Source organism: Arthrobacter sp. 01T428, assembly GCF_056398685.1.
In genome coordinates, this window is sequence record NZ_JBFTPW010000007.1 from 64,187 (window position 1) to 76,962 (window position 12,776).

The 12,776-nt window shown below is 65.1% G+C and carries 12 protein-coding genes and 1 pseudogene; 2 read left to right on the forward strand and 11 right to left on the reverse strand.

Translation table 11 applies throughout. The annotated features are described in order from the left end of the window. Positions 1-183 precede the first annotated feature (183 nt). The 7 genes from AC1DJB_RS10110 to AC1DJB_RS10140 all read right to left on the reverse strand — a co-directional run bounded on the left by AC1DJB_RS10110 (position 184) and on the right by AC1DJB_RS10140 (position 6,724). Positions 184-1,536 (reverse strand): HRDC domain-containing protein, encoded by a 1,353-nt coding sequence (locus AC1DJB_RS10110; protein WP_332603109.1) that lies wholly within the window; start codon positions 1,534-1,536, stop codon positions 184-186. 69 nt (positions 1,537-1,605) lie between these two features. Continuing rightward, the gene (locus AC1DJB_RS10115) at positions 1,606-2,271 is read right to left on the reverse strand and encodes a DUF3000 domain-containing protein (protein ID WP_059389098.1); all 666 of its coding nucleotides are present in this window, start codon (positions 2,269-2,271) and stop codon (positions 1,606-1,608) included. A 61-nt stretch (positions 2,272-2,332) separates the two neighbouring features. Then, entirely contained in the window at positions 2,333-3,445 is a 1,113-nt protein-coding gene (locus tag AC1DJB_RS10120; protein WP_476910188.1) for a threonine aldolase family protein, read from the reverse strand. 9 nt (positions 3,446-3,454) lie between these two features. Continuing rightward, positions 3,455-4,186, reverse strand: a complete 732-nt coding sequence (locus AC1DJB_RS10125) for an SDR family oxidoreductase (RefSeq protein WP_476910189.1) — start codon at positions 4,184-4,186, stop codon at positions 3,455-3,457. Next, positions 4,183-5,553 (reverse strand): DUF6421 family protein, encoded by a 1,371-nt coding sequence (locus AC1DJB_RS10130; RefSeq protein ID WP_284990702.1) that lies wholly within the window; start codon positions 5,551-5,553, stop codon positions 4,183-4,185. Before AC1DJB_RS10130 ends, AC1DJB_RS10125 begins: the two co-directional genes overlap by 4 nt. 174 nt (positions 5,554-5,727) lie before the next feature. After that, the gene (msrB, locus tag AC1DJB_RS10135) at positions 5,728-6,219 is read right to left on the reverse strand and encodes a peptide-methionine (R)-S-oxide reductase MsrB (protein ID WP_284990701.1); all 492 of its coding nucleotides are present in this window, start codon (positions 6,217-6,219) and stop codon (positions 5,728-5,730) included. Between the two features lie 13 nt (positions 6,220-6,232). Further along, positions 6,233-6,724 (reverse strand): hypothetical protein, encoded by a 492-nt coding sequence (locus tag AC1DJB_RS10140; protein ID WP_059389095.1) that lies wholly within the window; start codon positions 6,722-6,724, stop codon positions 6,233-6,235. A gap of 141 nt (positions 6,725-6,865) precedes the next feature. Here AC1DJB_RS10140 and AC1DJB_RS10145 point away from each other — a divergent pair, with 141 nt between their 5' ends. Further along, entirely contained in the window at positions 6,866-8,116 is a 1,251-nt protein-coding gene (locus AC1DJB_RS10145) for an alpha/beta hydrolase family protein (RefSeq protein WP_476910190.1), read from the forward strand. Between the two features lie 27 nt (positions 8,117-8,143). Here the strand turns inward: AC1DJB_RS10145 and ybaK are convergent, their stop codons facing one another. The 3 genes from ybaK to AC1DJB_RS10160 form a co-directional block, all read right to left on the reverse strand. Beyond that, positions 8,144-8,635 carry a Cys-tRNA(Pro) deacylase gene (gene ybaK, locus AC1DJB_RS10150; protein ID WP_476910191.1) on the reverse strand — a complete coding sequence of 164 codons (492 nt, stop codon included), beginning with the start codon at positions 8,633-8,635 and terminating at the stop codon, positions 8,144-8,146. A gap of 15 nt (positions 8,636-8,650) precedes the next feature. Continuing rightward, on the reverse strand, positions 8,651-9,106 hold the full coding sequence (locus tag AC1DJB_RS10155) for a SufE family protein (RefSeq protein ID WP_284990698.1): 456 nt from the start codon (positions 9,104-9,106) through the stop codon (positions 8,651-8,653). A gap of 101 nt (positions 9,107-9,207) precedes the next feature. Continuing rightward, complete coding sequence (locus AC1DJB_RS10160; protein ID WP_476910192.1) at positions 9,208-10,131, reverse strand: sulfurtransferase; 924 nt, start codon at positions 10,129-10,131, stop codon at positions 9,208-9,210. Between the two features lie 209 nt (positions 10,132-10,340). Between AC1DJB_RS10160 and zapE the strand changes: the two genes are divergently transcribed. Then, entirely contained in the window at positions 10,341-11,378 is a 1,038-nt protein-coding gene (gene zapE / locus AC1DJB_RS10165) for a cell division protein ZapE (RefSeq protein WP_284990696.1), read from the forward strand. Positions 11,379-11,403: 25 nt separating this feature from the next. Here the strand turns inward: zapE and AC1DJB_RS10170 are convergent. Further along, positions 11,404-12,621 (reverse strand): annotated as a pseudogene (locus AC1DJB_RS10170) (benzoate/H(+) symporter BenE family transporter). Positions 12,622-12,776: the final 155 nt, after the last annotated feature.

Below are 12,776 nucleotides of genomic sequence, written 5' to 3' on the forward strand. Positions count from 1 at the left end.
GAGATCCCCGCTCACATATGACTGCCTTTGGTCCGATCCTCGCTCACGTATGACCGGTTTCCGGCGGACCCTCGCTCACGTCACCGAGCGGGGGTTGGGCCGGGAGGGCTCGTTTGTGAGCGGGGGTCGGGCCGGGAGGGCTTGTTTGTGAGCGAGGGTCCCAGGGGAGGCGGAAACCTCGGTTCAGGGCGCCGGGGTCCGTTCCTTGGACGCCGGGGTCCGCGGCTCTTTGGGCTCCTTGGGGGGCAACGGCTGCGGATTAAGTGACGCCTCGGTGAGGATCGGCGCCGTGATGGCGATTTGCCACTCGCGGGCGCCAAGGGCGCGCAGCTCTTCCGACACGGACTCCACGGTGATGTCCGACGGCGGCCGCCACAGCACGCGCCTCATGTAATCCGGGGTGAGCAGGTTTTCCACGGGAAGCTTGAGCCGATCCGCGGCCTCTTGTAGCCGGGGCCGGGCAGTCCCGAGCCGGGCCGCGGCTTCGGGATCGCGGTCTGTCCAGACACGAGGCGGCGGGGGAGCGTTGGTTGGAAGATGGAGCGGCGGAAGGTCGTCGGTGGTCCTCGCGCCGGCAATGCAGCGCAGCCAGCGTGGTGCTTCGCGCTGTGCCGCCCGTCCGTGGAAACCTTTGGTGGCCAGGAGCTGCGGAACGGTTGTGGGCATGGCCTTGGCGGCGGCGACCAAGGCGGAGTCGGGAATGAGGCGGCTGGGAGCAACATCCCGTTTCCGAGCGAGCTGATCCCGTTCGTACCAAAGTTCGCGCACGGCAGCCAATTGGCGGCGGTCACGGATCTGGTGCAGTCCGGAGGTCTTGCGCCACGGGTCCACCCGCGGGGCGGGAAGGCCTGCTCCGAGGATTCCGGCGAATTCCTGTTCGGCGAAATCCAGCTTGCCATCCGCTTCCAGGAGTTCGATCAGTTCTTCGCGCAGTTCGGCGAGCACCTCGACGTCGAGGGCCGCGTACCGCAGCCAGGGTTCCGGGAGGGGGCGGGTGGACCAGTCGGCGGCCGAGTGTTCCTTGGCGAGGCCGAAGCCCAGGAGCTGCTCTATGACGGCCGCCAGGCCTACGCGGGGCAGCCCGGCAAGGCGTGCGGCGAGCTCCGTGTCGAAGAGCTTGTCGGGCCACATGCCAAGCTCGGCCAGGCACGGAAGATCCTGCGTCGCGGCGTGCAGGATCCACTCGACGCCGCGCAGCGCCTCGTTGACGATTTTCAGGTCATCGAAGGGTTCGGGATCGATCAGCCAGGTGCCTGCGCCGTCGCGCCTGATCTGCACGAGGAAGGCGCGCTGCCCGTAGCGGAAGCCGGAGGCTCTTTCGGCGTCGACCCCGGCGGGGCCGGATCCCGCGGCGATGGCAGCGGCGCACCGCTCCAGGCCGGACAGGGTGTCGATGACAAGCGGCACCCCCTCGCGCGGGGCATCCAGATCGATGATCTCGGGTATTCGGCCTTCGAAGCCGTCTACCGTGATGTGTGGTGTGGGATCAGCAGCCGGAGCGCCGGCTGTGGTGGGTTCCAGATTTTCAGGGGTCATGGTGCCTTCAGTTTACCGACTCTGTGCCCGGCCGGTCCGGCCAAGGGCTCCAGCACACCTTCACAGGCTTCATGTGAGCCGCCGATTTGGCAGGGGCGTGACACCGGGAGGCAGGGGAGGGAGCCCCGCGAACGTGCAGACCATATCGCACCATGCCTCCAGATGGGCCTGGACATCGGAAGACGCTGGTGTCCATGAGGCGCGGAGTTCGATGTCGATGGTTTCAGGTCTTTCGGCCAACGTGCCGAAGCTCTCGGACAGGATGCGCGTGGCCGTTCCGCCAGCCGCCCGGTACTGGGCTGAATGGTTCTCCAGGGAGTCCACGAGCCATGTCCACGCAACGGAACCGAGCATGGCGTCATTGCCCATGTCGGCTTCCAGCTGGGCGCGGATATAGGTGACGATCCGGAATTCGCCGTCCCATACAGCCGAGCCGTCGGGATCATGGAGCAAGATGAACCGGCCTGTTGCAAGCTCGTCGTCTTCGTCGTCGGCCGCGCCGGGGGAACCCGGTGTGTTTTCGCTGGAAAATGCCATGGCGGCGGGGCCATGGACCGGGGTCCGGCCGGGACGCGTCGACCGGCTGAATACCTCTGCCCCCAGGGCAACGGCGTAGGGGGCCAAGCGGGAGGGCGCCGGGATTTCCGCGAGCCGCAGCTCGCTCCGGCACTTTGCTTTTCGTAGCGTTCCCAACGCATGCAAGAAATCCGCGGGAACCTGTGCGAGTGCGTTCACCTTCGCAGATTATGTGTCCGGGGCGGCGAAACCTTGAAGCCACGCCGCCCCGTCCTGCGGCCTATGCCGCGGCCAGTTCGCGCTTGATTGCGGCAACGAAGGAATCGATGTCCTCTTCGGTGGTGTCGAAGGAACACATCCAGCGCACCTCCCGGTTCGCTTCGTTCCAGTCGTAGAACTTGAAGGAGGAGCGGAGGCGATCGGCGACGCCGGCGGGCAGTACCGCGAAGACGCCGTTGGACTCCGTGGCCTGGGTAGGCTCCACGCCCTCGATGGAGTCGACCGCCGCACGCAGCCGTGAGGCCATGGCATTCGCGTGTTCCGCTGAGCGAAGCCACAGCCCGGACTCCAGAAGCGCGACGAACTGGACCGAGATGAAGCGCATCTTGGAGGCCAGCTGCATGTTCATCTTGCGCAGGAACTTCAGCCCGTGGGCGGCCTCGGGATTCAGGGCGACCACTACTTCGCCGAACAGCAGCCCGTTCTTGGTGCCGCCGAAGGACAAGATGTCGACGCCGGCGTCGCGGGTGAACGTCCGCAAGGGCACGCCAAGGTGGGCGGCAGCATTGGCGAGCCGGGCGCCGTCCATGTGCAGTTTCATGCCCTTGGCATGGATGTGGTCGGCGATCGCCCGGATTTCTTCCGGCGTGTAGCACGTGCCGAGCTCCGTGGTCTGCGTGATGGAGACGGCCAAGGGCTGCGCGCGGTGTTCGTCGCCCCAGCCCCACGCTTCGCGGTCGATCAATTCCGGGGTCAGCTTGCCGTCCGACGTCGGGACCTGGAGAAGCTTGATGCCGCCGATCCGCTCCGGTGCGCCGTTCTCGTCCATGTTGATGTGGGCGGTCGATGCGCAGATGACCGCACCCCAGCGCGGCAGCAGCGACTGCAGGGACAACACGTTCGCGCCAGTCCCGTTGAAGACGGGGAAGCATTCGATGCCTGCGCCGAAGTGCTCCTCCATGACTTCCTGGAGCCGGTCCGTGTACTGGTCCTCCCCGTAAGAGACCTGGTGGCCGCCATTGGCTGCGGCCAGGGCCGCCAGGATTTCAGGGTGGACGCCTGAGTAGTTGTCCGAGGCGAAACCGCGGACGGAGGGATCGTGGAGGCGCCCAACGGCTTCCGTGTCGAGGGCAGCCGGGAATTCTTCTGTAGTGCTCGTCACTTGTTCATTCACGCTTTCAGTCTATTTGGCCAGGAGGAGGCGCTGTCCGTTCAGTTCCGCTGCAGGCCTGTCGAAGAGCCCGACGGCGGCCGCCGCCAAGTCCTCGACGTCCGTGTACCCGGGGAATTTCCGCTCCGGGTGCTCCCGCCGCATCGCCGCGTCCAGGAGCGACTTCACCACGAAGACGACGGCGGCGCTGTGCTGCTCGGTTGGTTCGTCCTTGTTTCCTGATTGATCGCGGCGGAAACCGTCAGCCACGGCCAAGGTCCAGGTCTCCGCGGCAGCCTTGGCCGCCGCGTAGGTGGCGGCCCCGGCGGTAGGTGCGGCGACCGCCGTCGAACTCACCATGGCGAAACGGCCCGTGGGGGAAGAGGCGAGATCCTTGTAGAAGACCCTGGAGACGTTCCTCAGGGTTGTGATGGCGCTTTGCTCAAGGGCGGCCCAGTCTTCGTCCGGCTGGTCTTCGATTCCCTTGGCTCCGCGCCACCCTCCCACCAGATGGATGACGCCGTCGACCCTTTCCGTGCTCCCGTGGATCTCCGAGGCGAGTTCGCGCACGGACTCAAGCCGGGAAAGATCGCATACGAGGGGAGTGACGTCGTCGCCCGCTTCGGCCGCTGCAGCCTCGATTCGGGCCTCGTTTGAGCCGATGGTGAAGACCCGGTGCCCGGCCAGCGCGAAGGCGCGGGCCACGGCGATGCCGGAAGAGTTGCTGCCACCTGTGACGACGACAGTCAGCGGTCCGCCGGTCATGAGGCTGCGGTCTGCCCGGTGATACCGGTGGTTGATTCGATGATCGGACGCATTTTCTTCTCCAGTGCTTCGTAGAACATGGACAGGGGGAATTCGTCGTCGAGGACCTGGTCTGTGAGGCCGCGGGGCGGCCCGTCGAGCGGCAGTGCCTCCGGGCCCTTCGCCCAGACCGAAGCCGGGTGCGGAGTGACCGTACCGGAAATGAGCTTATACGCTGCAAGCCAGTGGGCGGCCTTGGGGCGGTCGATCGAGCGCCAGTACAGTTCTTCGATCCGGGCACCGAGCTCGATCACGACGTCGGCTGCCTCGTCCCAGTCGATGCTGAGCTTGCTGTCGGTCCAGTGCAGGACGTGGTGCTGGTGCATCCAGGCGAAGAGGAGCTGGCCGCCCAGTCCGTCGTAGTTGCGGACCCGGTTGCCGGTGATCGCGAAGCGGAAGATGCGGTCGAAGATGACGGCGTACTGCACGAGCTTCGCGTGGCGCCGGGCGTCCGGGGAGGCATCCTCGTCCTTTTCGATCCGGACGGATTCGCGGAAAGCCGTCAGGTCGCAGCGGAGCTCCTCGAGCGAGTAGAGGAAGAACGGCATCCGTTGCTTGATCATGAACGGATCGAAGGGAAGGTCGCCGCGCATGTGGGTGCGGTCGTGGATCAGGTCCCACATGACGAACGTGCGCTGCGTGAGTTCCTGGTCATCCAGCAGCTCGGCGGCATCTGGGGGAAGCTGCAGGGACGTCGTTGCGGCGGCTGCTTTGAGCACGCGGCGGAAGCGGGCGGCCTCGCGGTCTGCGAAGATGGCGCCCCACGTGAAGGCAGGCGTTTCCCGCACTGCAACGGTCTCGGGGAAGAGGACGGCCGAATTCGTGTCGTACCCGGGAGTGAAATCCACGAAACGGATGGGTACGAACAGCTTGTTGGAGTAGTCGCCGGCCTCCAAGGCGCCGATGAACTCGGGCCAGATCACCTCGATCAGGACCGCTTCCACGAGACGGCTCGTGCTGCCGTTCTGGGTGTACATGGGGAACACTACGAGGTGCTGGAGCCCGTCTTCGCGGTGTTCCTGCGGCTGGAAGGCCAGCAGTGAGTCGAGGAAGTCCGGAACTCCGAAGCCGGCGTCGGCCCAGCGGCCGAAGTCCGCGACCAGGAGTTCGAGATAGGCGGCGTCATGCGGGAACGCAGGTGCCATGCTCTTGATGGCTTCCGTGATGGTGGCCGTGTATGCCCGGGCAGCCTCGTGGTGGAGGGAATCCTGGATGGAACCGTCCTGGCTTTGGAACGCCTGGAGGGCAGTGGCCGCGGCCTTCAGGGAAATCCAGTCCCGGTTGTCAGAGGTGATGCGCGGACGGGTGGTGGTAACGGTGATGGTCATCGTCGACGGTGCCTTTCCTCAAGAATCATTGTTCTGAGGCGAGCGTAGCAAGCGGCCAGAGTCGCTAATTCAAAAGTGGCTCGAGCATAAGAAACTCTTTCGCAAGTGGCTCCGGCAGCCCCGGAAGATCCAGCCCGGGGAGGGCTGGCCTTGGGGACTGCCGGTAGCTTGGCGCTACTGCCCGGCCCGGGACTCGACAAGCCTGAGCGAAACGGAATTTATGCAATACCGCTGGTCAGTAGGTGTGCCGTAGCCCTCACCCTCGAAAACGTGCCCCAAGTGGGAATCGCAATTGGCGCAGCGGACCTCCACCCGTTCCATTCCCAAAGTACGGTCGTGGATGTAACGGACTGTGCCTTCCGCGAGTGGTGCCCAGAAGGACGGCCAGCCGCAATGGGAATCGAATTTCTCGTTGCTGGTGAAAAGCTCTGCGCCGCACGCGCGGCACTGGTAGACGCCTGCCGTATGGGTGTCCCAGTACTCACCCGTGTACGGGCGTTCCGTTCCGGCTTGGCGAAGAACCCTGAACTCCTCCGGGGTAAGTTCCTCGCGCCACTCGGCGTCCGTTTTCTCCACGCATTGCCCGTCCTTCGGGACATCCTGGAGGGGAACCCCGGCCAAGGGGTCCGCGGCTTGGAAGTACTTCCTGTTATCTGCAGTGCTCATGCTCACTCAACGCTCACGAGTCGCCGATAAATCCCGAGCCGGCATAGAGATGCAGGACGGGCAGCCCCAACTGATCCTGGGCTTTGTTCGCCCAATCTGTATGGAAGGTATCGGCGATCGCGTGCGGGCGGGTCACGACGACGGCCTGCGCGGCATTGAGAGCCTTGACCTTGGACACCAAGCCGGCCACCGCGCCGCCGTCGACGATTTCACCAGTCACCCCGCCACCCAGCCCATCCAGGGCCGCGAGCGACGCCGACAAGGCCTCGGCAGCCTGGGCCCGCTCCGACTGCGGATCCGGCGCCTCCGCGAGCAGATCCCGGAATGCCTTGGCTACTTCAAGCAACGAGAGGTTCTCGAGGAAGTCCACCAACAAATGCCGTTCGGTGTTTGCGGGCACCAGCACCACCAGGGGCGAGTCTCCGCCGTCGATCAGTTTGGCAATATTGACGCGGTCGTCCGGGCCGAGAGGCTCTTCGGTAAGGATGACGATTGGTTCACTCATGGCTACAGCGTAGACCTGAGCCGTGCCGGGAGGCATGGTTTCGCGCGGCAATTCTGTTCTCGCCGCGGTGTTGCCTCCCGCGAGGAAACGCCACAGAGGGCGCTGTTCGGAACACTGCCCCGCAACCGGGAGAATGGTCACATGGCATCCATGACCCGAGCTGCGCCAAACGTTGAGACCGGTGCGAAAATGTCCGTCCGCGCCAAATGGGCCGTTGCGGGGATCGTTGCTGGAAGCAGCATCGCCGGCTTGCTGGGCGCAGGGTCTTCTGCGCTCGCAGCCTATTTTGCCCGGCGTGTCATTACCCCCTCAACGCGCGAAGCCGACCAGGAGGTGTTGGCGGTGGTACGCGGTGATAAGGGGCTCCAGGTCATTCTCGCGGCCACCCCGGACACCACCGTCGACGGCGTGTTCAGCCTCTTCTTCGCGGGCGGGACAGGGTTCGCGCGGATCGGTCGGATCGTGTCCTATTCGCCCGCCGAACGGACGGTGCAGCGCGAAGTCGAGGAAGTCTATAGCGGGGATCTGTCGACGGCCCGGCGCGGGTGGTGGAGCGGTGCTGTGTACGACTCCCCGGCGGCGCTTGGCCTGGACTCCGAAGACATACAGATCGACGTCGAGGGTGGGCAGGCGCCTGCGTGGCTGGTTCCGTCAAGCGCCGGGAAACCGGCGAAAACCTGGGCGATCATGGTCCATGGCCGTGGGGCCACGCGGCTCGAAGGCTTGCGAGCCGCGCGCGTAGCGCACGACCTTGGGCTCAACAGCCTGCTCATTTCCTACCGGAACGACGGCCTGGCGCCGTCTGCCCCGGACGGGCGGTACGGCCTGGGGTCGACGGAATGGCACGACGTCGACGCCGCCATTGAGTACGCACTCGCGCACGGCGCCCGCGAAGTGGTCCTGTTCGGGTGGTCGATGGGCGGGGCGATCTGCCTGCAGACGGCCGATCTCTCGCATCACCGCCATGTGATCAGGGCCATGGTCCTGGACGCACCCGTGATCAACTGGGTCAACGTCCTGGCGCACCACGCGCAGATCAACAGGATCCCCTACGCCGTGGGCCGTTACGGGCAGCTCATGTTGGGGCACCCGTTGGGCAGGCGCCTGACCGGCCTGGCCGCGCCCGTCGACTTGAAGGCGATGGACTGGGATGCCCGCGCCGTCGAATTGCGGACTCCAACCCTGGTCATCCACAGCGTGGACGATGAGTATGTTCCCTACGAACCCTCGGCCAGCCTCGCCGAAAAGAATCCCGACATGGTCACCTTCGAACCTTTCGAAGGCGCGCGCCACACGAAGGAGTGGAATGTGGATCCGCAGAAATGGGAGCGGTTGGTGCGCTCATGGCTCGCTCCGCACCTCACGCCCCGCGGCGGGCCTGTGTCGGCGTGAGCATGCCGGTGCTACTGCCGGCGTTTGCTAGGGGCTGCCGATAGAGGCAGTCCGAGCGCCGGTCAGCCGGATAAGGTCTGCGGGATCCAGCTCGATGTCCAGGCCGCGGCGTCCACCGGACACGAGGACCGTGCCGAAGGCCAACGCCGATTCGTCGAGCACAGTTGGCGACGGCTGGCGCTGGCCCAGCGGGGAAATCCCGCCCAGGACATAGCCGGTGCGCCGCTCGGCCATCTTGGGGTCGGCCATGGTGGCCTTCTTCGATCCAAGAGCTGCCGCGATTGCCTTGAGATCCAGCGTGCCGCTGACCGGAACTATGCCTACCGCCAGCTTGCCGTCAATGTCCACCATAAAGGTCTTGAAGACCCGCTCGGGATCGATACCGAGGACCTCGGCCGCTTCAAGCCCGTAGCTGGCCGCCGAAGGATCGTGCGCATAGGGGTGCAGCGTGAAAGGAACGCCGGCCGCAGCCAGTACGGCTGTGGCCGGCGTTCCTTGTGAAGCCTGTTTCTTGGCCATTCCCGGTATCCCGGATCAGGACAACAAGCGGTCCGCCGCGGCGACCTTGCGCTTGATCCGCCCCAGCATGGCCGTCATGCCACGCATGCGCAGGGGAGTGATTGCCCGGGTGAGGCCCAGCAGTTCCGGCATGTCATCCGGTACAGCCAGGATCTCCGCGGCAGTCAGCCCATCCAGTCCTTCGTGCAGAACCCCCGCGAAGCCGCGCGTGGTAGGTGCCTCCGGCGGTGCCTTGAAGAACAAACGGTAAGCGACGCCGTCGGGGTTCTTTTCCTGTTCAATGGTCAGGAACAGCGGCGACTGGCACTCCACCACTTGTTCCAGCAGCTCAGGGTGGTCCAGCAGCCGTTCCGGCAAAGCCGGGAGCCCACGCGAGAACTCAAGCAACAGCTGAAGGCGATCGGGCTCGGTCAGTGCCTGGAAGTCATCGACAATTTCCGCCAATGCGGCGGGCAAAGTATAAGTACTCATCACTTCCAGCTTACGCAAGTCCGGGCCGGTCTGGCTCCTGTTGCTTGAATATGGCTTAGCCAATGTGGCAGGCCCATCGGGCAGGGCACGGAGATTCCGGACTACTTTCCGGCGAGTGCGGGGACGGAGCCTCGCTCAGCGCCCTTGGCGATCGGGACGCGCACTGCATTGCCCCACTCCGTCCAGGAACCGTCGTAGTTGCGGACCGTTTCGAAACCAAGCAGGTACTTCAGGGCGAACCAGGTGTGGCTGGAACGCTCGCCGATACGGCAGTAGGCCACGACGTCGTCGCCTTCCGTGAGGCCCGCTTCCCCGAGATAGAGGTCCTCAAGTTCGGTCCGGTTACGGTACGTGCCGTCTTCGGCAGCGGCCCGTGCCCACGGGATGGACGCCGCGGTGGGGATGTGCCCCCCGCGCAGGGCGCCCTCTTCGGGGTAGGCAGGCATGTGGGTGCGCTGGCCGGTGTATTCCTCAGGGGAGCGGACGTCGATCAGCGGCTTGCCGAAGTGGGCCAGCACGTCATCCTTGAAGGCACGGATCGGGGCGTCGTTCCGGTCGATCACGGGGTACTCGCCCGGGGCGGGCTGGGGGACATCAGTGGTGATGTCGCGGCCCTCGGCGATCCACTTGTCACGGCCGCCGTCCAGGAGCCGGACGTCCTCGTGGCCGAAAAGCGTGAAAACCCAGAGGGCGTAAGCGGCCCACCAGTTGGACTTGTCGCCGTAGATCACCACGGTGGTGTCCCGGGAGATGCCCTTGGCGGCCGCCAGGGCCGCGAAGGCTTCACCGTCGACGTAATCCCGGGTGACTTCATCATTCAGGTCCGTATGCCAGTCGATCTTGACCGCGCCCGGAATGTGGCCGGTCTCGTACAGGAGGACGTCTTCGTCGGATTCGACAACAACCAGCTTGCCGTCGCCAAGCGCGCCGCCTTCAAGGGCTGAGGCAAGCCACTCGGTGGACACCAGGCGTTCGGGGTGGGCGTACGCGGCGAACTTCTCGTTCTGTTCAACGGGGTAGGACATTGGTATGGCCTTTCACTGACACTTTCACTGACACCGGGCGGCACCGGGCGTTAGGACATGCCCGGGCTTTAGTCCCACAGTATCGAGGGCCGGGGACTAAAGCTCCTCCCCGTTCATATGGTGAAATATGGCCTTCATCACGTGTCCGCCCGGGGCATGGCATTGCCGGTATTCTTGCTGGGGACTTACGACACGAAGAACGGACCGCATTGGTACAGATCGAACAGCTCGCCGCGCGCACGCCGGCGGTCTCAGCGGATGAGATTCTCAAGGGTTTCTACCCTTCTCCACGGTTCGGCGAGGTGTCCTTCAAGAGCTACCGGCCTGATCCGAACCAGCCCAGCCAGGCGGCAGCGGTCAAGTCCCTGGAAGCGTTTGGGGCGACGGTCGGAGCCGGCGACGGAGACGGCCTGTTCAAGCGCCTTTTCAGCAAGAAGGCCAGCACCAGGGCCGGCATCTACCTCGACGGCGGATTCGGCGTCGGAAAGACCCACTTGCTGGCCTCCCTGTGGCACTCGGCTCCGGGTCCGAAAGCCTTCGGGACATTCGTGGAGTACACCAACCTCGTGGGCGCCCTCTCCTTCCGGAAAACCGTGGAGGCTCTGAGCAGCTACAAGCTTGTCTGCATTGACGAATTCGAGCTCGATGATCCGGGCGACACGGTGCTGATGTCCCGCCTCATGCGTGAATTGTCCGACGCCGGTGTGAAGCTCGCTGCCACATCCAACACTCTGCCTGGTTCACTGGGAGACGGCCGCTTTGCCGCCGTCGACTTCCAGCGGGAGATCCAGGTCCTTGCGGACCAGTTCGATGTTGTCAGGATCGACGGGGAAGACTTCAGGCACCGCGGCTTGCCCGCGGCTCCGGCACCCTTGAAGACCGAAGACCTCAAACGGCAGATGCACGCCGAGTTCGACGGCCAGACCGTGGCCGTGGACGACTTCCGCGGCCTGATCGACCACCTCGCCGGTGTCCACCCCAGCCGCTATCGCAAGCTGATCGCAGGCATCGATGCTGTTGTCTGGCGCGACGTCGAAACCATTACCGAGCAGGCCGTCGCCCTACGCTTCGTGGTACTGGCCGACCGCCTGTACGACAAGGACGTCCCGATCCTTGCCAGCGGTGTGCCCTTCGACAAGCTCTTCACTGAGGAAATGATGACTGGCGGGTACATGAAGAAGTACTTCCGCGCCGTGTCCCGTCTGACCGCCCTGGCACGCGAGGGCCAAAACCACGAGCCGTCGTAGAGATTGGGGCAGGCTGCCCCACGCTCTACTTTTGGGGTTCCCTGTCTTTCAGGACCCAACGCACCAGGATTCCGGCGGCAAGCGCCCAGAACGCGGCGCCGATCCCGGCGAAGCTGAGGCCCGAGGCCGCGATCAGGACCGTCACGGAGGCTCCCATGCGTTCTTCGGCAATAGCCAGGGCAGAGGCGATGGCGGATGCCAGGGTGCCCAGCAGGGCCAAGCCCGCGACGGCTTCCAGGAGCCCTGCCGGTGCCGCCGCCACAACGGTCACCAACGCGGCGGAGAAGGCTGCCAGCATGAGGTAGGCCAGGCCTGATGTGAAGGCCGCGATCCAGCGCCGGCCCCGGTCCGCACCTGCTTCTTCCCCTGCCGCCAGGGCAGCGCTCAACGCCGCCAAGTTGATCGCATGCCCGCCAAAGGGAGCCCCCAGCGCGGTCCCTGCGCCGGTCACCAGCATCGACTGGCGCCACGGGACGGTGTACCCGAAGGACTTCAGCACGGCCACCCCCGGAATGTTCTGGGAAGCCATGGTGACAATGAACAACGGCAGGGCGATGCCGGCCACGGTGGTGGGAGTGAAAGCAGGGGTGGTCCACTGCAACTCAGGCAACAGTCGGTTCACAGGAATATCCACGCCGTTGACCACGATGTAGATTCCGATGACTGCGAGTGCCACCAACAATGCGGCAGGGACCGACCAGCGGGGTGCCAGCTTCATCATGACCAGCCAGCAGAGGATCACCGGAGCCACCAAGAGGGGAGCGGTGCCCAAGGCTTTGAACGGGGCAAGGCAGAGGGACAAAAGCACTCCGGCCAGCATCGCCTGGGCGAGGGCCGTGGGAATCTTCGCCATTAGCTTGCCAAGCGCCGGAATGAGCCCGGTCAAGGCAATCAGTACACCAGCGATGAGGAAGGCGCCGACGGCGGCCGGCCACCCGCCGTCGGGCACTCCGGTTCCCGCCAGCAAAGCGGCCCCTGGCGTCGACCACGCAAGGGTGACAGGCAAGCGGGAGCGCCAGGAAAGCCAGAGCACGCCGAGCCCGAAGGCGAGGGTGAGGGCCAGGAGCCCGCTGGCGGCTTATTCCTGGGTGGCCCCCACCGCCCGGAGGCCTGCGAGCACTACTGCGAAGGAAGAAGTGAAACCGACCAGCGCGGTCACGATTCCAGCAACAAGCGGGCGGGAGAGCTGCCGGGAGGCGGAAGCTGGACGTGGCTGTCCGGTGTGGAGTGATGACGCTGGCATAGTCCATCACGTTACCGGAGCCTTGGTGCGCGTGCCGAGGCGGTAACAGTTAAACGCCAAGGGCACCGGCGGCGCCTCGCGGCGGGACCGGTGCCCCGTTGACGTAACTGTAATCGGGAGCTCTGGCCGGCAGAACCGGCTACGGAGCCTCATTG

Coding starts and splice junctions, on each gene's coding strand:
- AC1DJB_RS10160 (WP_476910192.1), bottom strand. CDS start 10,131: ATGTCCTACCCCGTTGAACAGAACGAGAAGTTCGCCGCGTACGCCCAC.
- AC1DJB_RS10130 (WP_284990702.1), bottom strand. CDS start 5,553: ATGACCATCACCGTTACCACCACCCGTCCGCGCATCACCTCTGACAAC.
- ybaK (WP_476910191.1), bottom strand. CDS start 8,635: ATGGCCAAGAAACAGGCTTCACAAGGAACGCCGGCCACAGCCGTACTG.
- AC1DJB_RS10110 (WP_332603109.1), bottom strand. CDS start 1,536: ATGACCCCTGAAAATCTGGAACCCACCACAGCCGGCGCTCCGGCTGCT.
- AC1DJB_RS10145 (WP_476910190.1), top strand. CDS start 6,866: ATGGCATCCATGACCCGAGCTGCGCCAAACGTTGAGACCGGTGCGAAA.
- AC1DJB_RS10140 (WP_059389095.1), bottom strand. CDS start 6,724: ATGAGTGAACCAATCGTCATCCTTACCGAAGAGCCTCTCGGCCCGGAC.
- msrB (WP_284990701.1), bottom strand. CDS start 6,219: ATGAGCACTGCAGATAACAGGAAGTACTTCCAAGCCGCGGACCCCTTG.
- AC1DJB_RS10155 (WP_284990698.1), bottom strand. CDS start 9,106: ATGAGTACTTATACTTTGCCCGCCGCATTGGCGGAAATTGTCGATGAC.
- AC1DJB_RS10125 (WP_476910189.1), bottom strand. CDS start 4,186: ATGACCGGCGGACCGCTGACTGTCGTCGTCACAGGTGGCAGCAACTCT.